The sequence below is a fragment of the Pseudonocardia acidicola genome, assembly GCF_012911935.1.
In the GTDB taxonomy this organism is placed as follows: Bacteria; Actinomycetota; Actinomycetes; order Mycobacteriales; family Pseudonocardiaceae; genus Pseudonocardia; species Pseudonocardia acidicola.
This window is the reverse complement of sequence record NZ_JAAXLA010000012.1, coordinates 1-22,248: the sequence shown is the minus strand read 5'-3', so window position 1 is coordinate 22,248 and position 22,248 is coordinate 1. Positions and strand designations below refer to the sequence as shown.

Sequence of the window (22,248 nt, the reverse complement as noted above, 5' to 3'; positions counted from 1 at the left end):
ACGGGTCCGGATGCTTTTCCGGTCGACCAGCGGGGGGCCGACCACTGAGTGAGGTTACGTAATCGAATGCGGTGGATGTCAACGCAGCAGAGCGTGACCGCAGTCACTGTTGCGGGGAACTCGCCACAGCAGAGTCGTCATCCCTGCAGGTCAACCACAGATAATCAATAATCGATCACCGTCCAGAAAATCACGGGAATCCGCCAGGATTGCGACCCGGGCCACACCGATTTGATCGATCGATCATCCGGAAAGGTGACGAAGACAACGGCGCCGATCGCCTGCCTCTGCGCCGGTCTGAGCCATGTGCCCGACGGGCCGATACGCCGAGCGGAAGAGCCCTCACAGCTGCAGTTCGGCCAGTACCGGCGGCACCTCGTCGAGCAGTTCGCGGGCCAGGAAACCCAGCGGCCCGATGCGTGCCGCCAGCCGTTCGCCCGCGGTGGCGTGCACATGGGCGCCCCAGCAGGCCGCCTGTTCCGGCGACGCGCCGCGCGCCAGCAGCCCGACCGCCAGAGGCGGCAAGCACGTCGCCGCTGCCCGACGTGCCGAGCCCGACGTGTCCGCTCTCGGCGACCCACAGCCGCCCGTCCGGGTCGGCGATGTGGCCGGCGACCGAGGCCACGGTGCGTGGCGGCGGGATCGTTCGGTCCCGTGCCCGCTACCTACCTGCTGGGGCGTGCAGAACCGTCACCGCTGCGCCGACGGGTCCGTCACGCGTTGCCGTAGACCGGGATCCGGGCGCCGCTGATCGGCCAGGCGTCGTCGCTGCACAGGAATGCGATCACCTTCGCGATCGCCGCCGGCGGTACCGCGCGGGCGGCCAGGTCCTCCGACATCCACGTCCGGTTCGCCGGGGTGTCGATCACCGACGGCAGCACGGTGTTGACCCGGATCCCCGAGCCCCGCAGCTCGTCGGCGAGCAGCTCCGTGACGCGGACGACGGCCGCCTTGGTCGTCGCGTGCGCGACCGGCGCCCGCCCGCCCACCGCGGTCTTGGACCCCACCGTGACGATCGACCCCCCACCGGACGCCACCATCCGCGCCGCCGCCGCCTGGCAGCTCCACAGCAGCGAGGCCACGTTGGTGCGCCACAGGCTGTCCACCGTCTCCTCGTCCAGCTCCGCCAGCGATCCCGGCGCGAACCCACCGGCCAGGGCGACCAGCGCATCCGGCCGGGCAATGGCGTCGACCCGCTCCCACGCGGCCTGCACCGCCGCCCGGTCGGCGAGATCGACCCCGACGGGATGGACCCCGGCGGATCGCCCCACCTCGTCCAGCGCCGCGCCGGGCAGGTCGAGCGCGACGACGGTCTTCACCCCCTGCGACCGCAACTCGGCCAACACCGCCCGGCCCAACGCGCCCGCCGCTCCGGTCACCACCACAGCTTCAGCCATGCGCCTCATGATGGCGGCTGACGCCACGGGCTAGAAGATCGCGAACGTCGCCGCGCGCACCGCGTCGTCGCCCATCCGGACGCAGCGGTCGTACTCGGCGCGCCGGGTGGCGAGGATGCAGCGGGTCATCAGGTCGCCGAGGCCGTCGGTGAGCACCGCGTCGGCCGCCAGGTGGTCGAGCGCGTCGGCCTGCGTCGCCGGCAGGGGCCGGATCGCGCTGCGGCGAGCCTGCGCCACGGTCAGCTTCGCGGGATCGTGCGCGGCCGGTTCGGGCAGGTCGAGGCCGCGCTCGACCCCGTCCAGGCCGGCCAGGACGAGACCGCCCAGGGCCAGATGCGGGTTGCTGCTCGCGTCGCAGGCCTTGAGCTCGGCGTTGGCGCTGTCGTGCTCCCGCCCGCGGAACGGTGACGCCACCCGCAGCGCGGCCTCCCGGTTGTCGTAGCCCCAGGACACCGTGGACCCGGCCCACGCCCCGGGACGCAGCCGGTCGTAGGACAGGTAGGACGGGCAGGTGAGCGCGACCAGCGCGGGCAGGTGGTCGAGCACCCCGGCGAGGAACGCCCGGCCCACCTCGGACACCGCGAACGGGTCGGCGGGGCCGGGCATCAGGTTGGCCCCGCCGTCGGTGCTCCACAGGCTGAAGTGCACGTGGGTGCCGCTGCCGATCGCGTCGGGGAACGGCCGGGGTGCGAAGGACGCGAGCAGACCGTGCCGTCCCTCGACGACGCCGCGCACGGTGTCGCGCAGCCGCAACTGGTTGTCGGCCGCGGCGAGGGCGTCGTCGTAGCGGATCGAGATCTCCTGCTGCCCCGGCCCGTACTCGTTGATGGCCTGCTCGACGTCGAGTCCCTGCTCGATGAGCGCGTCGACGATGTCGTTCACGACCCGCGCGCTGCGGTCCAGGCCCGCCGAGGAGTAGACCGGCCCGTCACCCCACGGCACCGGTCCCTGCTCGGTCGGCTCGGCGAGGTAGAACTCGTTCTCGAAGGAGGCCCGGACCCGCAGCCCGGCCTCGGCCGCCCGGTCCACGGTCCGGCGCAGGAACGCCCGCGGGCAGCAGCCCCAGTCCCGGCCGTCGTGACCGACCTGGTCGCACAGCACGCTCCCCACTCCGTCGAGCCACGGCAGCCGTACGTAGGTGGCGGGGTCGGGAACGATGCGCACCTCCCCGACGGGTTCCATGTCGGGGATCGGTACCAGATCGTCGAGCACGTTGACGGCGTTCTGCGCCCGGGTCAGGCCCAGGCCGGAGTGCACCGGGCCGGCCAGGCGCGCGGCGTGCACCTGCTTGCCGCGGATGACGCCACTGGGGTCGCAGTAGAGGAACCGCAGCAGGCGCAGGCGATCGTCGGCCACCCGCCGCAGCAGCGCCGCCTCGCCCTGCGGGGACGGTTGCGCGGTCATGGCGGCTCCTCCAACCCGTAGACCCGTCGTGCGTTGCCCGAGCCCACCATCTGCGCGACACGCACCGCGTCGGCGCCCGACCACTCCCCCCACTCCACCCACTCGCCGAGGACGGCGGTGACGGCCCGCCGCCACAGCACCGCACCGAGGTGGTGCAGTTCCGCCGGGCCCCACCCGTCGGAGGAGAACAGCAGCTTGCCGAACGGCGCCACCTCCAGCGTCTCCGCCACGACCGCGCGCGACCGCGCGCCCGTGTAGGTCACCGCGAGGCCGACGTCGCAGTAGACGTGCGGGAACACATGGGCGAGGTAGCCGGCGGTGCGGTGGTAGGGGTAGCAGTGCAGCAGCATCACCGGGACCCGCCGGTCCTGCACCCGGCGCAGGAACCCCGTCATCAGCGACGGGTCGTTGCGGTACAGGGTCAGGTCGGCGTCCCCGAACCCGACGTGGAACTGCAGCGGCAGGCCGTGCTCGACGCCGGTCCACAACAGATGACGCAGCAGCACCGGATCGGCCAGCCGTTCCTCGCCGGTCTGCCGGCGGCGCAACCACCGCCCCGCCGCGGCGCGCACCTGCCCCGGGCCGGGCGGATCCGGATCGAAGTCCAGCCCGTGCCGGTAGGCGATGACCGACTTCAGCCCCACGGCGCGACGGGCCCGCTCGTCCAGGACGGCGGCGAACCGGTCGGCGAACCCGGCCGCGTCCACCCCGTCCGCGGCCACGTCCTCGGCGACCGTCTCCAGGCGCACCACCTCGGCGGCGGTCGCGCCGCAGGTCTGCGCCATCTGCTCGGGGGTGAGGATCTGCTGCGCCCGGTAGCCGGTCTCGACCAGGAAGCATCCGACGCCGGCGGCCGTGAGCAGCCGCCGGGTGACCTCCGTCCAGCCGAGCTCCTTGCGGCGGGCGAGGTAGGCATCGGGCTCGGTGTGCGGGGGCAGGTCGAGCACCGGGGCGCACCAGCGGCGCACCGCGAAGCCGAGCTGCGAGTCCAGGTGCGTGGTCCCCTCCGGCGCCGGCCAGGCGGACTCGGTGAGACCGTCGTCGAATCCCGCTCGGTCGAGTTCACCCGTCGCCGCTCCGTGGACGTGGTGGTCGACCAGGCGCAGTGCCTCGACGACCGCCCGCAGTTCCTCGGCAGCCATGCCGGCCACGATCGCATGGATCAGTCCGGAGCGGACCACCCCGCGATGCGAGCACGGCGGGCAGAAGCGGGACTTTCCGTCCTGGTGCTCCCGGGCGGCGGGAGAACGATGGGCGTTCACCACACCCGCCGGGCCGCCCCGGGCCCATCGATGGAGGCTCCGACATGACTCTCCGGCGTATCACGGTCTCGTTGTTGCTCGCCGGTCTGGCGCTGTTCGCCACGGTGACGCCGGCGTCGGCCCACACCGGGCTGCAGAGCGTCCCGCTCCGGGCCGGCCCGATCCAGGTCACCGGCCGGCACGGCGCCGGCTGGGCAGCCGGCCCGGCCCCGGGCCGGCCGGCTGCCGGACCCGTTCAGGTGGCGCCGCAGGCCGAGGCCACGGGCGGCGGCATACCCCGGTGGGTGTGGATCGTGGTCATCCTCCCGATCGTCGGCCTCCTCCTGATCGGCGCGATCGTCACGGTGCGCCGCCGATCCTCGGGCGGCGGCGATCGCTGACCGGCCGGCCCGCTCGAGCAGCATCCCGACGCCGCCCTGGCACATCGGGCGCTGCTGTCGCCGGGGCACGACGAGTGCTGGTCCCCACGGGAACGGCAGGCCGCCGTCGCCGCCCACGACCAGGGCGTCGACATCGTCTTCTTCGGGGCCGGCCCGGTGCTCCGCCACGTACGGTTGCAGGACTCGCCGCTGGGCCCCGGCCACGAGGAGGTCGACCACCGCGACTCCGCCGAGGATCCCCTCGACGGTCGGGGCGACCCGCGGGAGGTCACCGGCAACACCTGGAGTGCTCCCGCCCACCACATCCGCGACCGAGCAGGCGCAGGCCGACGCCGCGGGGCACCGGGTCCGGCGGGCCGATCAGCGACCGGCGGGGTTCCGCCCGCCGAACGCCCTCAGCCGGAAGAACGCGTGAAACACCGGACGCGCCGCGCCCGTCCGGACACCGCCCGTAGCCGAACCGGCGCGGGACGCGGCGCGCTCGTAGACGGCCAGATGGGTTCGGGCACAGGCCTGCCAGGTGAAGCCACGGGCCCGCTCGCGGGCTGCCGCCGCCAGCGCGGCCCGTCGGCCGGGATCGGCGAGCAGCGCACACAGCGCGGCGGCGATCTCCTCGGGCCTGGTACCGCAGTAGGCCACCGCATCACCGCCGACCTCGGGCAACGCCAGCCTCCGCGTGGTCAGGACGGTGCCGCCGCAGGCCATCGCCTCCAGGACCGGCAGGCCGAAACCCTCCCCGTGGCTCGGGTAGACGACCAGTGCCGCTCCACCGAGCAGCGCGCGCAGCTGCTGTGCCGGCAGATAGCCGACGCGGATCAGCTGGAGGGGCGCCGGCACCAGCGCTTGCGCGGCGGCCACCTCGCGGTCCCAGCCGGCGCCGCCGGCCAGCGCGAGAGGTGGCGGATCAGCGAGTCCGCGGCAGGCCTGCACCCATCCCCGGATCAGAGCCGGGACGTTCTTGCGGGGTTCGAAGGCTCCGAGGAACGCCAGGTAGTGCCCGTCGCGTACACCGAGCCGGCGAGCCGACGCCGCCCGCTCGGCAGCCGTCGGCGGGTGGAAGACGGACCCGTCCACCCCGTGCGGGACGACCTCCAGCGGGCACCGGACCGGACCGGCCCAGCGCGTCACCTCGCTGCGCGTCACCTCGGACGGAACGATGCACACGGCGGCCGACCGGACCGCGTGCCGGGTGGCCGCGCGGAAGAAGACCGCCTTGTGGGCCAGATGCCTGCCCGGGTCGGAGAAGAAGGTGACGTCGTGCAGGGTCACCACCACCGGTCGGCCCGGGACCAGAGGCATCGTGTAGTGCGGACAGTGCACCACGTCGGCCCGCACCGAGTGCGCCAGCAGCGGCAGGCCCGACTGTTCCCACGCCAAGCGCACCGGTCGCCGCTCCCCCACCGGGTGCAGCGGGTGCACCGTGGCTCCGGCCGCGTCGAACGCCGCGGCGTCCCGCCGCTGGCAGGCGACGACGACGTCGGCGCCCTCCGCGGCCAGCGCGACGACGAGATTGTCGACATAGCGGCCGACACCTCCCCGCTCGGCCGGAATCGCGGTGGCGTCGAGCAGGAGACGGATCCCCATCAGTTGCCGCCCCCTCTTCTGGAGAGACCGCGCTACCGGAGAGACCGCGGACACTAATCCGCTCGTCCGCCCGCCGGAACGGCCGTTCGCCACCACATCGGCGGTACCCGGCATAGGGTCGGGCCGTGCGGGCCGCTCTGGTGGTGGAGCAGGCGTGGCATCGCGTGCCGGGAGGCGTCGCGCGCTCGATCCTGGAGACCTTGCGCGCGCTGCGTGAACGAACCGACGTCGACGTCGTGCCGGTGGCGGCGTGGCACCGCACCCCGCCCGACGAGCCCTGGACGATCCCGCCTCCCGTGCGGCACCTACCGCTGCCCCGGGTCGCGCTGTACGAGGCGTGGCAGCGGATCCGGCGGCCGGCGGTCCAGCGGGTGACGGGGCCGGTCGATCTCGTGCACGCCACCACGATGGCCGTGCCCCCGTCCGGCGGCGCCGCGCTCGTGGTCACCGTTCACGACCTGGCCTTCCGCAGCAACCCGGGTCACTTCACCCGGCGCGGCCTGCGGTTCTTCGAGCGTGGGCTCGCACTCGTGCGGGCCGAGGCCGACCTCGTGCTGTGCCCGTCCCGGGCCACCGCGCACAGCTGCGTGGCGGCCGGCATCCCGCAGCAGCGGGTACGCATCGTCGCGCAGGGTGTCCGCGTGCCCGCGGTCGACGCCGACCAGGTCCGCCGCCTCCGCGAAGCCCACGGGCTGCGCCGCGACTACGTCATGTGGTGTGGCACGCTGGAGCCACGCAAGAACGTCCCGGCGCTCCTGGCGGCCTTCCGGCAGCTCGTCGAGGACGGGCTGGACCTGGACCTGGTCCTGGTCGGGCCCGCGGGATGGGGCTCAGTGGACACCGCCGTCGCGGGCCCGGCCGCCGAACGGGTACGCCGCCTCGGCTTCCTGAGCTCGGCCGACCTGCACGCCGCCTACGGCGGCGCGCGGGTCTTCTGTTACCCCTCGCTCACCGAGGGGTTCGGCCTGCCGGTGCTGGAGGCGATGGCGCACGCGGTCCCCGTCGTGACCTCGCGGGGCACGGCGGCCGAGGAGGCGGCCGGCGGGGCGGCCCTGTTGGTGGAGCCCACCGACGTGCAGGGCCTCGCGTCAGCGCTGGCCGCGGCCGCCGGCGACCGGCACGACGAGCTCGCCGCGGCCGGCGCGGCCCGGGCCGCGCAGGCGAGCTGGACCGCGACGGCGGCCGCCACCGTCGAGGCGTACCGCGAGGCGGTGCGGCGCAGGCAGGCGCGCGGGCGGTGATCCGGAAACCGTGTCCGCGACGGCCGCGGGCGGTGCGGCCGCGGCGGCGATCACGCGCTGCGGGTCCCACGGCGTTCAGCGCCGCGCCCGGTGCACCCTCCGGACCCGGCAGGCCCTGCAGGTGGCGGGTGCCGGCCGGCTGCGGCGTCGCCGGAGCGCTCGGCGGCGATCCTGCCGGCCAGCCGCTCCACCGCCTCGAGCGTCGCCGCGCGCAGCACGTTGAGCTGCTGGGCCACCGGCTCGACCTCCCAGGCGCTCACCCGGCGCACCGCGCGCTTGACCAGCGCCCGCGGGCCGGGTGACGCGGGCACGGCCGGCACGCTCACGTTCCCCATCCGGCGCAGCGGGGCGGAGGCCAGGGACAGCTCGGACAGCTCCGCCCCGCCGTCGGACTCCGGAGGCGGCCCTGGCGACGCGGGTCCGGCGAGCACCGACCCACGCTGCACCGCGGCCCGGCGGACGATCTCGTCCTGTACCGCCGCGCGCAGGTCGGCGGCCTCGACCGGCCACGGCTCCCGGACCACCGCGGCGGGGCGGCCCGCCGCCGCCCACATCGCCGCCCGCAACTCCTCGTCGTTCGCCACCAGGGTCACCTCGGGGCGGCCGGCGGCCTGCTCGGCCAGGCCGCCGACCCGGGTCGCGATGACCTGCCGGTCGTACAACGCGGCCCGCTCGAGCACCCCGGAGGACCAGATCTCGCGGTAGGGCAGCACCAGGGCGTCGGCCGCGACGATCCAGCGGTCGAACAGCTCGTCGCTGAGGAAGCCCTCGTGCAGGTGGGTGCCCGGGGTGGCCTCGACGAGGCGTCCGAGCTCGTCGAGGTGGGCGAGGTAGGCGGGCACGTCGACGCGCACCGAGCCCACGATGTCCAGGCGCGCACCGTCGTGCAGGCCGGCGAACGCCCGGGCGGCCCGATCGAAGCCCTTGTGCGGCTGGATGAAACCGATGGCGAGGAAGAGCACCACGTCCTGCGGGATCCCCAGCGACCGGCGGGCGGGCTCGCGGCCGAGCCGGGTCCGGCGCCGGAAGGAGGCGCCGTGCCGGCTCACCACGACCCGCTGGGGGCCGACACCGAACGCCGCCACGAAATCCGCCCGCTCGCGCTCGGTGTGCACCACGACGCGGTCCACCCGGCTCCACATCAGCCGGGCCGCGAGGGCCTCCGCCGTGTGTCCCCGCCCCTGCGTGTAGTCGATCTCGTGCACGACGACCTCCACCCGCGCGGCCCGCGCGAAGGCGGCGGCGTAGGCCAGGCTGATCTGCGCGCGCTCGGACCGGGTCGTACCGAGCGGGTAGAAGACGTCGGGGTGGAACTGCACGATCACGCGGTCGTACCCGGGCACCCGCTTCGCCACGGCGAGCCCACCCCGGGGCCCCCTCAGGTCGAGATGCTGGTGCGCCGCCGACGGCCCCGGGGAGAGCACCTCCACGTCGTGCCCCTCGGCGCGCAGGGCCGCGACGGACTGCACCGCGTAGCTCGCGATGCCGTCACGCATGGGCGGGTACGGGGTGATCACGAGAATGCGCACGCCTCAGCTCTTCCCGGTCGTCCACTCGTCGAGGCACGCCTCGACGCGATCGAGCACCGCATCCCACCGGTAGTCCGCCAGTACGTACTCGCGGCCGCCCTCCGCCAGCCGTGCCGCGGCCTCCGGGGCGTCGGCGAGGAACTGCAGGCACTGCCCGAACTCGTGCACGTCGGAGTACAGCAGGCCGGCACCGGAGCGTCGGCAGTGCCAGGCCGTCACCGCGCTGCCGGCGTCGGCGACCACCGGGGTACCGGCCAGCCACGCCTCCATCATCGTGCGGGAGAAGGCCTCGTAACGGCTGGGCTGCAGGTAGGCGTCGGCCGCGGCGAACGCGTTGTCCCGCTCCCGGTCCGGCAGGAAGCCGAGATCGACGACCCGGTCGGATATCGCGGCGGGTGGCCGGACCTCCCCGACGCCCATCGTGACGAGGGAGAAGGGCAGGTCGAGGTGGCCGGTCGTGGCGGCGAAGGCGTCGAGCAGTCCGTCCCAGCCCTTGGCGCCCTCGCGGCGGCCCGCGTAGAGCAGGAACCGGCCCCGGATGCCGTAGCGCTCGCGGAAGCCCTCCGGGTCGTAGCGCTCCGGCACCTCGACCCCGCACCCGACTTCGGCGTGCGGCGCCAGGTCGGGCACCAGCCGGTGGGCCAGGTCGTGCTCCGGACGGCTCTGGAAGAACAGGCCGCCGACCCCGCTCAGCACCGGCCGGAACAGCTCCAGGTGGGCGTAGGGCTCGTCGTGCAGGCAGGTCCACAGCACGCTGCGCTCCGGGGCCACCTGTGAGCAGGCGAAGGTCACCCAGAACGGGTACGGCGTGAACACCAGCGCGCGGTAGTCCTCCGCCACGTCGAGGATGTGATGGAACAGCTCGGGCACGCGCATGCCGGCGTTCATCCACCGCTGCTGCTCGGCCACGGTGAGCGGCTCGCCGCCGAGGATGCGCCGCTCCAGATCCTGCCGCTCCGGGATGTGGTCGTCGACGACCGGGAACCGCCGTACCCGCAGGCCGCCCTCGTGCGACGCCCCGGCCGGCAGCACGTTGCGCCACGAGTGGTGGTCGGTCGCGCAGGTCGTCAGGATCTCGACGTCCCAGCCGCGCACCTGCAGCAGGTGGGCCATCCTGCGGAGCACGATCTCGGCGCCGCCGGCGATCTCCGGGCCGAAGCGGGCGGGGCAGAAGGCCAGCAGGCCGGTGCGGTCCATCACTGCTCCACCACCTCGAACTTCGGGTCGACGTGCAGCACGCCGTCCTCGACGCCCTCGCTGTCGACGCGGAACACCGCCGTCCGGTCCAGCCGGTGCCACTCCGGCCCGACGGGCGGGTGCACGGCCGCGGTCACGTAGTACCGGCCGTCCACCAGCGGGACCGACGGCAGCACGAAACGCGCGGTGGCCCGGCCGTGCAACGGGGGCAACCGGTGCCCGAGCAGGCGGGAGTTCGTGCCGTAGATCAGCAGGTCCATGTGGTTCTGCAGGGCGATCCCGACGACCCAGTCCGCACACCGGCTCCGGGACTCGACGTCGATCTCCAGGACGACGGTGCCGCCCGAGTCGACCGCCTGCAGCGGAGCACCGGACGCGTCGAGCACCCGGACGCCGGTGATGCTCACCGGCGGGACCACACCGGCGTGGGCGTCGGCGAGCTCCTCCGCCTCGGCGTAGCGGTCCCGCAGGACGCGCACCGCCTGCACCGGGGCGCCGTCGATCACCATCCGGCCGTGGTCGAGCACGATGGCCCGGTCGCAGAGCTGGTGCACCTGGTCCAACCCGTGCGTGACCAGCACGATCGTGCGGCCTTCCTGCTGGAAGCGTTTGATCCGCTCGAGGCATTTGCGCTGGAAGGGCTCGTCACCGACGGCCAGCACCTCGTCGATGAGCATGATCTCCGGGTCGACGTGCACCGCGACGGCGAAGGCCAGCCGTACGTACATCCCGCTGGAGTAGAACTTCACCTGGGTGTCGATGAAGTCCTCGACGCCGGAGAAGTCGACGATCTCGTCGAAGTAGTGGTCGGTCTGCGCGCGGGTCAGGCCCAGGATCGAGGCGTTGAGGTAGACGTTCTCCCGGCCGGTGAGGTCGCCGTGGAAACCGGCGCCCAGTTCGAGCAACGCGGCCAGCCTGCCGCGCCGTTCGACCGTGCCACTCGTCGGGGCGAGGATGCCCCCGATGAGCCCCAGCAGGGTGGACTTGCCGGACCCGTTGTGTCCGATCAGCGCCAGGGTGGTCGCCGGTTCCAGCTCGAAGCTCACGTCGCGCAGCGCCCAGAAGGACTCGGCGTGCGCCGCCGAGCGGCGGAAGTTGACCAACCGCTCCTTGAGCGACTTCTCCCTGCGGATCGTGAAGCGCTTCGAGACGCCGGTGACCCTGATGACGGGGGTGCGCACGGGCGATCAGAGCTCCTGCGCGAAGTTGCCCTGCGTCCGGGCGAAGATCCGCTGGGCACACCACAGCAGGGCGCCGCACGCCAGCAGGAGCACGCCGAGACGCAGGTAGAGATCACCGTCGTAGACGAAGGGCTGCCCCCGCTCGGTGTCACCACCGGGCCACAGCGCCTTCTGGAACGCCAGCACGACGTTGGCCATCGGGTTGGCCAGGTAGATCTGGAAGAGCCAGGTCAGCCCGGCGCCGGAGACCAGGTTGTCCTTCACCTTGGTCCAGTCGTAGACGATGGGGGTCATCCAGAACCACAACAGCAGGCCGACCTCGACCAGGTACTGCACGTCGCGCAGGTAGACGAAGGCCGCGGCAAGGACCAGCCCCAGCGCAGTCCCGAACACGATGAGGACGACCAGCGCGAGCGGCACGAGCAGCAGGTCCCCCGGCTGTGGCCAGGACCCGGTGGCGGCATAGGCGGCCGCCAGGACCAGCAGCTGCAGCGCGAAGTTGACGACGGCGGCCCCGACCACGGACAGCGGGAAGAGCTCGCGCGGGAAGTACACCTTCTTCACCAGGCCGGCATTCGAGACGATGGTGCCCGTGCACCCGCCGATGACGTCGGTGAACAGCGTCCACGCCACCAGGCCGGTGAACAGGTACACGCCGAAGTCCGGGATGGTGCGCCCGGCGCCGAGGAACACGCCGATCGCGACCGCGTAGACGAACAGCTGCAGCAGGGGCCGCACCAGGGTCCACAGGAAGCCCAGCATCGAGTCCTTGTAGCGGACCTTGAGCTCCTTGCGGACGAGGTTGCCGAGCAACTCGCGGTACGCCCAGATGTCGGCGGCGTCGCGGACGAAACCGCGGGCGAACGTCCGTGGGGCATGGACCAGCTCCAGCGGGGCCTCCGCCGCTCCGGCGAGGTGGCCGGGCTCCCGCTGGTGGCGCGTCTTTGCCGTCGGACGATCGGGCAGCACAGCCACCTCTGGCTCGGGGCGCCGGCCGCGTCGCCGGCTGCCCGAGTTTCCGGGTCGGGCGCGATGGTACGTCGCGCGACCCGCCGCGCGCGCCACCCGCGCGGGGCGAGGAGAGCCGGCGGCGAGCCGGACGAGAACAGGTCGCAGGACCGTGTCCGCCGGGCGGCTGATCCGCGCAGCCTGTGGCGGTGACCCGGCACCACAACCGCAACCGCCTCTACGACCTGGCCGCCCTGCTTCCTCCGTTGCGGCGGCTGCGCCGGCAGCGCGACAGCTTCGCCGCCCGGGTGCTGGCGCTCGAAGCCGCGTTGCGGGCGGCCGGCGGGCAGACCCACCTCTATCCGCCCGGCCACTTCCACTCGCCGCAGCCGGATGTCGACGAGGTGTGTTCCGAGGCCGGCCGGTTGTTCGACCGGTCCAGGGACGTGGCGGGGATCGACCTCGACCTGCCGGGCCAGCTCGCGCTGCTCGAGGAGCTGCGGGCCCTCATCGCCCGGTGGCCGTATGCGCCCGGGGGATCCGCGGACGCGGAGACCGGACCGGACCTGCGGTACCGGCCCGGCAACGACTTCTTCGGCTGGACGGACAGTCAGCTGTGGTACGCGCTGCTGCGGAGGTGGCGGCCCCGGCAGGTGATCGAGGTCGGCAGCGGCTGGAGCTCCGCGCTGCTGCTCGACACCGTCGACCGTCATGACCTGGAGACCGCGATCACCTGCATCGAGCCCTACCCGGAGCGGCTGCACGCCCTCATGAGGCCGACCGACCACGCCCGGGTCACCCTGCTGGCACAGCGGGCCCAGGACGTGGACCCGGCGGTGTTGACCGCGCTGCGGCCCGGCGACGTCCTGTTCATCGACTCCTCGCACGTGTCGAAGGTGGGCAGCGACGTCAACCACCTGTTCTTCGAGGTGCTGCCCCGTCTCGCCCGAGGCGTCCACGTGCACGTGCACGACATCGCCTACCCGTTCGAGTACCCGCAGGAATGGATCGTCGAGGGCCGCGCATGGAACGAGGCCTACCTGTTGCGCGCGTTCTTGATCCAGAACGACCGGTGGCGCATCACGCTGTGGCCGTCGCTGCTCCACCTCCGCCACCCCGATCTGATGACCGCCGCGCTGCACCCGGCCACCCCGGTGGACGGCGGCAGCCTCTGGCTCGAGAGCTGCTGACGCCGGCTCCGGCCCGTGGGGCCACATTTCTTGACCCGGCCGCGGCCTGTGCTTGGTAAGGTCCGGCCACCTCAGCCCTCCACCTGCCGAGGAGTTGCACGAGGTGGATGTCGTCGTCTGCGGGGCCCAGGTGCCGTTCACCACGGGGGGCGCCGAGCTCCACATGCACAACCTGGTGGCCGCACTGGGGTCCGCGGGCCATCGTGCCGACCTGGTGCGGCTGCCGGTGGCCTGGGAGAAGGGCCGGCTGTTCGACAGCGCGCTGGCGTGGCGGATGCTGCCGGTGGATGCCGATCTCGTGGTGGCGACGAACTTCCCCTCCTACTACGTGCGGCACCCGCGGAAGGTGGTGTGGCTGTTCCATCAGCACCGCGGCGCCTACGACGCCGTGGACGCCGGCTGGTCCGACATCGGGCTGGACGACACCTCGCTGGAGGTCCAGCGTCAGCTGACCGAGTGGGATGCCCGCGCCCTCGGCGAGGCGCACCGCGTCTTCACCACCTCCGGCGTCGTGGCCGATCGGCTCGCCCGGTTCAACGGGCTGCGGGGCGAGCCGCTGTACCACCCGCCGCCGCTGCACGACTCGCTGCACCCCGGTCCGTTCGGGGACTACGTGTTCGTCCCCACCCGGCTGGAGGCCAACAAGCGCCCCGAACTCGTCGTCGAGGCGGTGGCCGCGGCCCGCGGCGGCGTCCGCGCGGTGATCGCCGGGCGGGGCGGCATGCGGGGTGACCTCGAGGCCCGGGCGGCGGCAGCCGGTGTCGCCGAACGCGTCGAGCTGCCCGGTTTCGTCTCCGACGACCGGCTCGTCGAGCTCTACGCCGGCGCGCTGGCTGTCGTCTACGCCCCGTTCGACGAGGACTACGGCTACGTCACGTTGCAGGCCTTCTACGCCGGCAAGCCGGTCATCACGGCGTGCGACGCGGGCGGCGTGCTCGAGTGGGTGGAGGACGGGGTGAACGGCATCATCACCGACGGATCCCGCGAACAGCTCGGTCGTGCGGTGGACCGGTTCGCCGAGGACCCCGCGCTGGCCGAGCGGATGGGCGCCGCCGGGCTGGCCCGGGTGGCCGACCTGAGCTGGGACCACGTCGTCACCACCCTGCTACCCCGGTGAGCGCGGACGTGGCGCGGCGTGTGCTGGGCACATCGCTCAGCGCTCCGGTCGACGCGCGGCTGCAGGCCGCGCTGCGCCGGCTCGCCCGCGTCTGTGACCTCGCCGCCACCACCGACGAGACCGCCCCCTCCTGGGATGCGGTGGTGTGGCACCACGGTGCCCAGCCGCCGCCCGGTGTCCCGCTGGTGGTCTGGGTCGCCGCCCTGCGGCCCGATCGGGAGCCGGCGCGGTCGGCGGCGGCGCTGCTCGCCCCGGAGATCATCCCCGACGAGCGCTGCGTCGTCCTCGGGCGCTACCCGGAGTACCCGCAGGCTCGTCCGGTGCTCCCGTTCACCCGGCGGCGGATCCGGCTCGCCCGCCGGCTGGCCGGTCCCGCGTGCGCCGGGGTCGTCGCCGGCAGCTGGCGGTGGGACGGTGCGGAGGTGCCGGCCGGGGTCGAGGACGCCGCCGCCGGGCTGGCCTGCTCGGTCATCGCGACCGATCCGGTCGGTGCGCTGCGGGCGCTGGCCTGGGCCGCCCCGACGGTGACCGACCCGGCCACCGCGGCAGCCCTGGGGGCGGTGGACGGCGAGCAGGTACGGGTCGCCGGCGACGCGCAGGGCCGTCGGGCGGCCGCCGCGCAGCTCGCCGGCGACGAACGCACCGCCGCCGCGTTGTCCTGGGCGGGACGCCGGCTCTACGAGCGCCGGTGGAGCGCCGAGGGCGTCATCGAGCGACTCCCCCGCTCCCGCGGCCCGGCCGATGCGGCCGACGGGCTCGCCCGGGCGCTGGACGCGTTGCACACCCCGGCGGACTCCGCCGTCCGATCCCGGGCCCGGGATGCCGTCGCGGCCCTGCGAGGTCTCCCGTGAACCTGCCCGCCGAACTGCAGGAGGACACCGCCGGCCGGCTCCCGGGACGCCGCGGGGAGCCGCCCGTCACGGGGCCGGTCGCACGGCTGCGCACCGCGGCGCGCCGCCCGGGGCGGGTCGGGCCACGCATCGTGGCGCTCGCCAGGCGGACGGCGAAGCGGGCGGCGGTCGCGACCTGGCGGCGCGTCGCCGACGCCGACGGCCGGTTGGCGGAGCTGCAGCGGGGCCTCGCCGACGCCGACGGCCGGTTCGGGGAGCTGCAGCGCCGGCTCGACGAGTTTGCCGGCCGGCAGGTTCGGGCCGTCGTCGCCTCCGCCCAGATCGAGGCCAACCGGATCAACCTGGAGCTGCTCAAGGCCGAGGTCCGCGCGCTGCAGGCGGAGCTGGAGGAGCTCGGCATGGCCTTCGCCCCCGCGACCGGTCTGGCCGGGGCAGGGACGCGGTTCGCCGAGCAGCGTGAGCAGGTGAACGCGATCGAACGGCGAGTCCGGCAGCTCGACCGCACCGTGCTCGACCTGGGCCGCGCTCTCGCCTCGCCCGGCGGCCCGGCCGCCCCTGCGCGGCAGCCTGCCGCCGCACCGGAACCAGGCCGCGACCACCCGGCACCGGTCTCCGCCTCCTTCAACTACGTGGCCTTCGAGCGGCGCTTCCGCGGCGCCCCGGAGGACGTGCTGCGGGCGCAGTCCGAGCGGTACGCCGACCTGTTGCTGGCGGGCCTGCCACCGGGCATGCCTGTGGTGGACATCGGGTGCGGTCGCGGCGAACTGCTTGCCGAGCTGCAGCAGCGGGGCGCCACGGTGCTCGGCGTCGACAGCGCCGCCGCCATGGTGGCCGAGGCGTCCGAGCGGGGCGTTCCGGTCGAGCAGACGGACGCGGTGAGCTTCCTGCACCGCACCCCACCGGCATCGGTCGGCGCGGTGTTCTCGGCGCACCTGGCCGAGCATCTCGAACTGGACGACCTTCTGGAGTTCGTGGCGCTGTCGGTGTCGCGCCTGCGCCCTGGGGGGCTCTTCGTCGCCGAGACACCCAATCCGGAGTCGCTGATCGTGTTGGGCAACAGCTACGTCCTCGACCCCACGCACGTCCGCCCGCTGCACCCGGCGTTGTTCTCGTTCCTCTGCGAATCGGCCGGGTTCCGGGACGTCCGGCTGCGGTTCTTCAGCCCGGCGGAGGCCTACCACCTGCCACTGCTCGCCGATGAGGACGCACTGCCGGGCGCGAACACCGTGAACGACGCGCTCCGCCGGCTCAACCACGTGCTCTTCGGCCCGCAGGAGTACGCCGTCGTGGCCCGGACGGCGGCCGCCGGGAACGATCAGCCGGGCGGGCGCAGGTAGAGCTCGGCGGCCGTGATCTCGGTGCCGAACGTGCCCAGCAGCCGGCCACCCCCGTCGGGTGCCCCGGCCGCGGCGAGCACGACGACGGGGCCCACCGGGTGGCGCATGACCCGGTGCGGGCCGAACAGATCTCCGATCGAGGGCCCGGCCAGCACCCGGTAACCCTTCCCGGTGAGGTCGTATGCGACGCCCGCGGCGATGGGCCACAGCTCGTGGTCGTCCAGTTCGAGGGTGACGGCCGGCGCGCCACCCGGATCGCCGAGGGCCACGTTCACCAGGGGCATCGCTGCGTGCACCCCGGCCGAGTCGGGCACGGCGGGCGTCGCGCGGCCCAGGGACACCGACGCCCCGGCCACGAGCACCGCCACGACGCCTCCGGCGACCGCGGGGGCGACCGACCGGCGCAGCGGTGCGCTCGCCGATGACCCGACGAGACACCAGCGGCGGGCGAGGAGACCGGCGGTCAGGTCCGCGTAGCCGATAGCGGTGCACAGCGGCAGGACGCCGGCCCAGACGATCAGGTACCAGTAGAGCGGGCCGGTGGCCGTTCGCGCCGCGGCCACCGCCGCGACCAGCGCCACCAGTACCAGCAGGCCGGTCCACTGCACCCGCGACTGCCCGAGCCGCCGCCCGGCCGCCACCAGCACGACCGCTGCGCCGGCCTGGGCGAGCAGCGCCACGATCACCGACCCGGGCAGCACGGAGACGTCCATCTCCAGGGGTCCGGGCCCCCGGCCGTACGGGGCCGTCGCCAGCATCCGGCCCACCGCGGTCACCGCCTCACGCGGTGTGTGGCCCACCGCTCCCGCACCGGGGTGGAGGAAGAATGCCGCCAACCGCCGCAGGTTGCCCTGCCCGGGGGCCGCCGTGAGCTGCTGCACGACGGGGGGCAGCCAGATCAGCACCAGGAGCCCACCCAGCACGGCTGCGCGCCGCGGATGCACGGGCCGGTTCTCCTCCCGGCCACGGCGCCGCGCGCCGTGCCACGTACCGAGCGCGGCGGCGAGGGTGACGAGCCCGACCAGCGGCAGCGTCCCGACGTGGGTCTGGAGCAGGTAGCTGCCCACCACCGCCGTCGCGAGCAGGTGACACAGGCCGGCGCGGGCGACGGCCTCGGCGCCCAGGGCCACCAGGAGCGCCGCGGGGAGCAGCACGGCGAAGGGGTTCCACACCTGCACGAAGAACGCCGCGGGCATGCGCAGGACGAAGCCCAGCACGAGCGCGGCCACCACCAGGGTCGGTACCGGGGATCCCCGCCGGTGGACGACGGCGACGAGCAGGCCCGCGAAGACCGCGTTCACCACGGCCGTCGCCGCGACGAGCCCAGCACTGCCCGCCCCGGAGAGCTGGTGCACCGGCGCCAGGAGGTAGAACCACGCCGGGCCGGGATGGGCCCAGAGATACCGGGAGTAGGCGCCGACGGTCTGGTCGAGACGGGCGGCGTCGTCCACATCGAGCCCGATCAGGGCCTGGTCGCCGGCGAACAGCACGTGCCGGTTCGCTGTCAGGCTGCGCACCGCGACCACGATGAACGGCACCGCGACCAGCAGCGTTGCAGCAGCCGGCAGGAACCGGGCATGCGTCTCCGGTCCCGGCCGCGTCCGGCCGGCGGTAGCGGGCCGCTCCCGCCCCTCGGGCCGCGTGGCGTGCACCTCAGGCCGTCCGCCGGGCCGCGGCGATACGCCGGCCGAAGGCGATCGCCGGCTGTTCCAGGAGGTGGTGGGTCAGCACGGAGCCGACCAGCGTGATCGCCGACAGCGTCACGAAGTTCACCCACGGTCGGCCCGGCAGCTCGGGGACGACGATGAGGACCAGGGCGTGCAGCAGGTAGACGGAGTAGCTGATGGCCCCCAGGTAGGTCAGCGGGCGGGGCCACCGGCGATGCCGCAGCAGGAACGCGGCGCCGAAGACCAGGACGGCTGCCAGGAAGGTGGCGGCCTCGGTCCACCACCGAGGGGTCTCGCCGCTGAGCGGTTCGGTGTAGCCGTGATGCCACGTGTGCTGGGCCGCCACGATCACGACCAGGGCCAGACCGAACACCGCGGCGGCGTTGCGCCCGCTCGTCTGGGCGGCGGTCCACCGGTAGAGCACCGTGCCGACGAACATGCACGAGAACACCAGCAGGGTGAAGTAGGCCGGGTGCGGGCGGTTGGCCAGCGCGGCGATCACCACCAGGGCCATCCCGACGGTCGCGGCCCGCAGCCGCCAGCTGGGCAGCCGGGAGGCGGCGAGCCCGACCAGGAGCAGGGCCGCAGCGGGCTGGGTCCACCAGTGTTCGGGCCGCAGCTGGAGCATGTAGGTCGTGGTCGCGCCGCCGAGCCCGAGCGCGCAGATCAGGAGCACCGTCGCCGACGCCGTGCTCCGCCGGTGCCAGCCGAGGAGGAAGAGCACGGAGACGAGCAGGTAGAAGACGAGCTCGTAACCCAGGGTCCAGGAGGCACCGATCAGCAGGGGGCGGGTCGAGAAGACCTGCAGCATCGTGAGGTTGACCACGCTGTCCTCGACGGGCCGGTATCCCGCCGGCCGCGGCACCCGCTCCCAGGCCGCCAGGAGCACCCCGGTCACCGTCAGGTAGAGCGGCCAGAGCCGGAACGCCCGCCCGATCCAGAACTCGACGAGGTCGTTGCGGCGCTCCAGCGACGCCGGGATGATGAAGCCGCTGCAGCAGAAGAAGAGCAGCACGCCGAACTCGCCCAGCCGGAACCAGTGTTCCGACCAGCCGAGCAGCCCGATCCACTGGTAGTCCCCGATGTGCTGCACGACGACGGTGAGCACAGCGATGCCACGGAGTGCGTCGAGGAACTCCAACCGGCCCCGCCGGGTGGCCGCGGCGGCGGACCCTTCGCCGTCACGCGCGGGCGCTGCCGCGTCCACCGGGGGACCGGGCGGATGGGCGACGCGGCGGACGCGCTGGTCGACCCTCACACCTGCTCCCCTTAACCGGGTTCGCACCCATGCTCCCGGCAACCGCTCCCGACCGCCAGCGGCGACGCGGAGCGCGACGGCCCCGGATAGCCTGCGGGACATGCGGGTCGGGCTCGACGGGACCCCGCTGATCGGGGAACTCACCGGCATCGGTTGGTACACCTACTGGCTGGCCGCCGCGCTCGCGAAGCAGCCCGGCGTCGACCAGGTCCGCCTGCTGCCCTTCAGCTGGCACGCGGCGGCGGCCGCAGTCCCCCCGTCACCGCGGATCGGGCTCGTCCGTCGCCCGCTGCCGGCCCGCCCGTTGTGGTGGTGCTGGCGGCACACCGGTCTGCCGCCGCTGGACGCCCTCCTGCGCGCCGACGTGTTCCACGGCACCAACTTCGTGGCCCCGCCGTCGTGGCGCGTCCCCGTCGTGGTGACGGTGCACGACCTGTGGTTCGTCCGGCATCCCGAGGACGTGAGCGCGGCGCAGCGCGCGCTGGCCCAGGCCCTGCCGTCGCTGCTGCGCCGGGCCGGCGCGGTGATCACGGTGTCCGAGCACTCCCGTGGGGAGCTTCTCGACTGGTTGCCCGAGCTAGAGGGCCGCACCACCACCGTGGCCCTCGCGCCGCGGCCCCGAACCGCCGCGGCCGCCGTCCCGGCCGGGCTCCCGGACGCGGGAGCACCGTTTCTGCTGATGCTGGGCAGCGTGAACGCCCGCAAGAACCTCCCCGGTGCGCTGAAGGCGCTGCGCGAGGTGCGCCGGCGCACCGGTTCCGGTCGCCTGGTCATCGCCGGCCACGTGGATCGGACGATCGATCTCGACGGCCGGCTCCGGGCCCACGGGCTGAGCTCCGCCGACGTGATCGGCCTCGGTTACGTCCGGGACGGCGAGGCGCGCTGGCTGCTGGAGAACGCCCGCCTGCTGCTCTCCTCCTCCGCACACGAGGGCTTCGGCATGCCCATCGTCGAGGCCATGGCCGCCGGGCTGCCCGTCGTGGCCGTCGCGGGAGGGGCGGTTCCGGAGGTGGCCGGCGACGCGGCCGTGCTGGTCGGCTCCGCCGCCGAGCTGGGCGAGGCCGCGAGCCGGCTGCTGCTGGACGAGGAGGCGCGCGCCGAGCTGGCCCGCCGCGGGCGCATCCGCGCCCGGCGCTTCTCCTGGGAGGCCACCGCAGCCGCCACTCTCGCCGTCTACGCGACACTGGGGTGATGACGTCGTCTCCCGCACCGGCGGAGAAGTTCGCCGGCGGACCTGTCGATGTGGGCGGGTGCCGATCGTCGTCTGTGCGTCGGGCTCGCAACGGCTCGACGGGGACCGAGGAGGAACGACGACGACGACGTTCGTGCTCACCTACCGGGGCGGCCGCGGGGGGAGATCGGTGTAACCGCGGCGCTCGGGGTTATACCGATCTGTCCGGCCGTACGCGGACCCGTGTCGGCCCTGGCCCCGGCGGAAGCGAGAGACAGCCATGACGTACGAGGAGTTCATCGCAAAGGTGTCCGAACGCGCGGGGATGTCCCGCGAGCAGGCGGAGGTCATCAGCCGCGCCGTCCTGGAGACGCTGGCGGAACGCATCAGCGGCGGCGAGGCCGACGATCTGGCCTCGCTGGTCCCTGAGCCGCTGCGGCCCTCCCTGCAGAGGTCGGTCCGGAAACCCGCCCTGAGCTTCGGGTTGTCCGCCTTCGTCGACCGGGCACGAGTCCGGGCCGGCGACCCCGGCTGGTTCACCCTCGACGCCGTGCGCGCGGTCCTGATGACGCTGCGTGACGCTGTCGGGGACAAGGAGTTCCGCGATGCGCTCGCGCAACTGCCGCAGGAGTTCGAGGAGATCCTGAGGGTGACGGCCTGAGGCCGGCTTCGGGCTACGACGCCGGCAAGGGCCTGGTCTCCGCGGCCGCTCCCTGTCGCTCCGACAGGGCGAAGTACAGCTCGGCCACCTCCTCGACGGGCAGCCGCGCGCGGGCCCGGTCGGCCGGTTCGGCCACCTCGACCACGTCGAGCAGCCCGAGGCCGTGCGGCAGCGCCGCTGATCGCAGCGCCGGCGCGGGCGGTACGCCGCGCCCGGTCAGCGCCTCGGCCCGCCTGCCGACCGCTTCGGCCTCGCGCCCGCGCAGCAACTCCGGCAGCCGGGGCGCCAGCATGCGCACCGGCGGACCGAAGCGCGCGGTCTCCGCGCCCACCGCGAGCGGCTGCGGCCGGTTGGTGAGGAACCAGCGCGACGCCCGGTCGAGCAGCCGCCGGGAGTCCAGCACGATGCGGTCGGCCACCGCGACCGGCACGTCGGGGTGGCGGGCCTGCGCCCACAACCCGGGCAGGTCGAACACCGCGGTGCTCACCGCAAAGGCGCGGACCGCGTCGGCGACCCCGGCGGCCAGTTCCTCGCCGAGCCGGAACGCGTAGCTGATCCCGGCGTGGTCGACCATCTCGTTGACCAGCAGCGTGGCGACGATCTCCCGGCGCAGCGGGTGGGCGGCGATCGCGGCCGGGAAACGCTCGCGCAGCGGGTGCGGGAAGTACCCGGCCAGCCGGGCGGCGAACGCGGGAACCTCCGGCAGGTCGGTGTCGACCAGCCGCCGGGTGAGATCGAGCTTGGCATGCGCCAGCACGGTGGCCAACTCCGGGCTGGTCAGCCCCAGGCCCGCGGCCTCCAGCGCGGCGAACCCGTCGGGGCCGGGCAACACCTCCAGCCCGCGGTCCAGCCCGGTGCGGGCGACCAGGTCGG

At 74.0% G+C, this 22,248-nt stretch carries 19 protein-coding genes and 2 pseudogenes; 9 read left to right on the top strand and 12 right to left on the bottom strand.

The window, feature by feature from the left end:
* Positions 1-342 precede the first annotated feature (342 nt).
* The 4 genes from HF526_RS08875 to HF526_RS08860 all read right to left on the bottom strand — a co-directional run bounded on the left by HF526_RS08875 (position 343) and on the right by HF526_RS08860 (position 3,943).
* Complete coding sequence (locus HF526_RS08875; RefSeq protein WP_169380869.1) at positions 343-525, bottom strand: hypothetical protein; 183 nt, start codon at positions 523-525, stop codon at positions 343-345.
* Positions 526-713: 188 nt separating this feature from the next.
* Entirely contained in the window at positions 714-1,397 is a 684-nt protein-coding gene (locus tag HF526_RS08870; protein WP_169380868.1) for an SDR family NAD(P)-dependent oxidoreductase, read from the bottom strand.
* Between the two features lie 30 nt (positions 1,398-1,427).
* A complete protein-coding gene (locus tag HF526_RS08865) occupies positions 1,428-2,801 on the bottom strand; it encodes a glutamine synthetase family protein (RefSeq protein ID WP_169380867.1) in 1,374 nt (457 codons plus the stop codon).
* Complete coding sequence (locus HF526_RS08860) at positions 2,798-3,943, bottom strand: amidohydrolase family protein (protein ID WP_169380866.1); 1,146 nt, start codon at positions 3,941-3,943, stop codon at positions 2,798-2,800. Before HF526_RS08860 ends, HF526_RS08865 begins: the two co-directional genes overlap by 4 nt.
* Positions 3,944-4,107: 164 nt before the next feature.
* On the opposite strand from HF526_RS08860, the gene HF526_RS08855 reads away from it, so the two are divergent.
* On the top strand, positions 4,108-4,443 hold the full coding sequence (locus HF526_RS08855) for a hypothetical protein (protein ID WP_169380865.1): 336 nt from the start codon (positions 4,108-4,110) through the stop codon (positions 4,441-4,443).
* 36 nt (positions 4,444-4,479) lie between these two features.
* A pseudogene (locus HF526_RS37350) lies at positions 4,480-4,725 on the top strand (N,N-dimethylformamidase beta subunit family domain-containing protein); the annotation flags it as partial.
* Positions 4,726-4,803: 78 nt separating this feature from the next.
* On the opposite strand, the gene HF526_RS08850 reads toward HF526_RS37350, so the two are convergent.
* Positions 4,804-6,027, bottom strand: a complete 1,224-nt coding sequence (locus HF526_RS08850) for a glycosyltransferase family 4 protein (RefSeq protein ID WP_169380864.1) — start codon at positions 6,025-6,027, stop codon at positions 4,804-4,806.
* A gap of 125 nt (positions 6,028-6,152) precedes the next feature.
* Between HF526_RS08850 and HF526_RS08845 the strand changes: the two genes are divergently transcribed.
* On the top strand, positions 6,153-7,268 hold the full coding sequence (locus tag HF526_RS08845) for a glycosyltransferase family 4 protein (RefSeq protein WP_211176970.1): 1,116 nt from the start codon (positions 6,153-6,155) through the stop codon (positions 7,266-7,268).
* Positions 7,269-7,318: 50 nt separating this feature from the next.
* Here HF526_RS08845 and HF526_RS08840 read toward each other — a convergent pair whose 3' ends face one another.
* From HF526_RS08840 to HF526_RS08825, 4 genes are read right to left on the bottom strand one after another with little or no spacing between them, the layout of a single operon-like run.
* On the bottom strand, positions 7,319-8,797 hold the full coding sequence (locus tag HF526_RS08840) for a glycosyltransferase (RefSeq protein ID WP_169380863.1): 1,479 nt from the start codon (positions 8,795-8,797) through the stop codon (positions 7,319-7,321).
* Positions 8,798-8,800: 3 nt separating this feature from the next.
* Positions 8,801-9,994 (bottom strand): glycosyltransferase family 4 protein, encoded by a 1,194-nt coding sequence (locus tag HF526_RS08835; protein WP_169380862.1) that lies wholly within the window; start codon positions 9,992-9,994, stop codon positions 8,801-8,803.
* Positions 9,994-11,175 (bottom strand): Wzt carbohydrate-binding domain-containing protein, encoded by a 1,182-nt coding sequence (locus HF526_RS08830; RefSeq protein WP_169380861.1) that lies wholly within the window; start codon positions 11,173-11,175, stop codon positions 9,994-9,996. The genes HF526_RS08835 and HF526_RS08830 overlap by 1 nt, the downstream gene beginning before the upstream one ends.
* Positions 11,176-11,181: 6 nt before the next feature.
* Positions 11,182-12,144, bottom strand: a complete 963-nt coding sequence (locus tag HF526_RS08825) for an ABC transporter permease (protein ID WP_211176969.1) — start codon at positions 12,142-12,144, stop codon at positions 11,182-11,184.
* 188 nt (positions 12,145-12,332) lie between these two features.
* On the opposite strand from HF526_RS08825, the gene HF526_RS08820 reads away from it, so the two are divergent.
* The 4 genes from HF526_RS08820 (at position 12,333) to HF526_RS08805 (ending at position 16,618) form a co-directional block, all read left to right on the top strand.
* Positions 12,333-13,313: a class I SAM-dependent methyltransferase gene (locus HF526_RS08820; protein WP_169380860.1), complete on the top strand. Its 981-nt coding sequence runs from the start codon at positions 12,333-12,335 to the stop codon at positions 13,311-13,313.
* 103 nt (positions 13,314-13,416) lie between these two features.
* Entirely contained in the window at positions 13,417-14,430 is a 1,014-nt protein-coding gene (locus HF526_RS08815) for a glycosyltransferase family 4 protein (RefSeq protein ID WP_211176968.1), read from the top strand.
* Entirely contained in the window at positions 14,427-15,281 is an 855-nt protein-coding gene (locus tag HF526_RS08810; protein ID WP_169380859.1) for a hypothetical protein, read from the top strand. Before HF526_RS08815 ends, HF526_RS08810 begins: the two co-directional genes overlap by 4 nt.
* The gene (locus HF526_RS08805; RefSeq protein WP_169380858.1) at positions 15,278-16,618 is read left to right on the top strand and encodes a methyltransferase domain-containing protein; all 1,341 of its coding nucleotides are present in this window, start codon (positions 15,278-15,280) and stop codon (positions 16,616-16,618) included. The genes HF526_RS08810 and HF526_RS08805 overlap by 4 nt, the downstream gene beginning before the upstream one ends.
* Here the strand turns inward: HF526_RS08805 and HF526_RS08800 are convergent.
* Positions 16,597-18,270, bottom strand: a complete 1,674-nt coding sequence (locus HF526_RS08800; RefSeq protein ID WP_169380857.1) for a hypothetical protein — start codon at positions 18,268-18,270, stop codon at positions 16,597-16,599. The genes HF526_RS08805 and HF526_RS08800 overlap by 22 nt on opposite strands.
* A 1-nt stretch (position 18,271) precedes the next feature.
* Positions 18,272-19,543 carry an acyltransferase family protein gene (locus tag HF526_RS08795; protein ID WP_169380856.1) on the bottom strand — a complete coding sequence of 424 codons (1,272 nt, stop codon included), beginning with the start codon at positions 19,541-19,543 and terminating at the stop codon, positions 18,272-18,274.
* Between the two features lie 100 nt (positions 19,544-19,643).
* On the opposite strand from HF526_RS08795, the gene HF526_RS08790 reads away from it, so the two are divergent.
* Both HF526_RS08790 and HF526_RS08785 read left to right on the top strand, forming a co-directional pair.
* On the top strand, positions 19,644-20,735 hold the full coding sequence (locus tag HF526_RS08790; protein ID WP_169380855.1) for a glycosyltransferase family 4 protein: 1,092 nt from the start codon (positions 19,644-19,646) through the stop codon (positions 20,733-20,735).
* A 259-nt stretch (positions 20,736-20,994) separates the two neighbouring features.
* Positions 20,995-21,375 (top strand): DUF2267 domain-containing protein, encoded by a 381-nt coding sequence (locus HF526_RS08785; protein ID WP_169380854.1) that lies wholly within the window; start codon positions 20,995-20,997, stop codon positions 21,373-21,375.
* A gap of 13 nt (positions 21,376-21,388) precedes the next feature.
* Here the strand turns inward: HF526_RS08785 and HF526_RS08780 are convergent.
* Positions 21,389-22,248 (bottom strand): annotated as a pseudogene (locus tag HF526_RS08780) (NAD-glutamate dehydrogenase domain-containing protein); the annotation flags it as partial.

Excerpts from the sequence above, each read along its gene's own strand:
- HF526_RS08870 (WP_169380868.1), bottom strand. The coding sequence starts at position 1,397 with ATGGCTGAAGCTGTGGTGGTGACCGGAGCGGCGGGCGCGTTGGGCCGG.
- HF526_RS08865 (WP_169380867.1), bottom strand. The coding sequence starts at position 2,801 with ATGACCGCGCAACCGTCCCCGCAGGGCGAGGCGGCGCTGCTGCGGCGG.
- HF526_RS08860 (WP_169380866.1), bottom strand. The coding sequence starts at position 3,943 with ATGGCTGCCGAGGAACTGCGGGCGGTCGTCGAGGCACTGCGCCTGGTC.
- HF526_RS08855 (WP_169380865.1), top strand. The coding sequence starts at position 4,108 with ATGACTCTCCGGCGTATCACGGTCTCGTTGTTGCTCGCCGGTCTGGCG.
- HF526_RS08850 (WP_169380864.1), bottom strand. The coding sequence starts at position 6,027 with ATGGGGATCCGTCTCCTGCTCGACGCCACCGCGATTCCGGCCGAGCGG.
- HF526_RS08835 (WP_169380862.1), bottom strand. The coding sequence starts at position 9,994 with ATGGACCGCACCGGCCTGCTGGCCTTCTGCCCCGCCCGCTTCGGCCCG.
- HF526_RS08790 (WP_169380855.1), top strand. The coding sequence starts at position 19,644 with ATGCGGGTCGGGCTCGACGGGACCCCGCTGATCGGGGAACTCACCGGC.
- HF526_RS08785 (WP_169380854.1), top strand. The coding sequence starts at position 20,995 with ATGACGTACGAGGAGTTCATCGCAAAGGTGTCCGAACGCGCGGGGATG.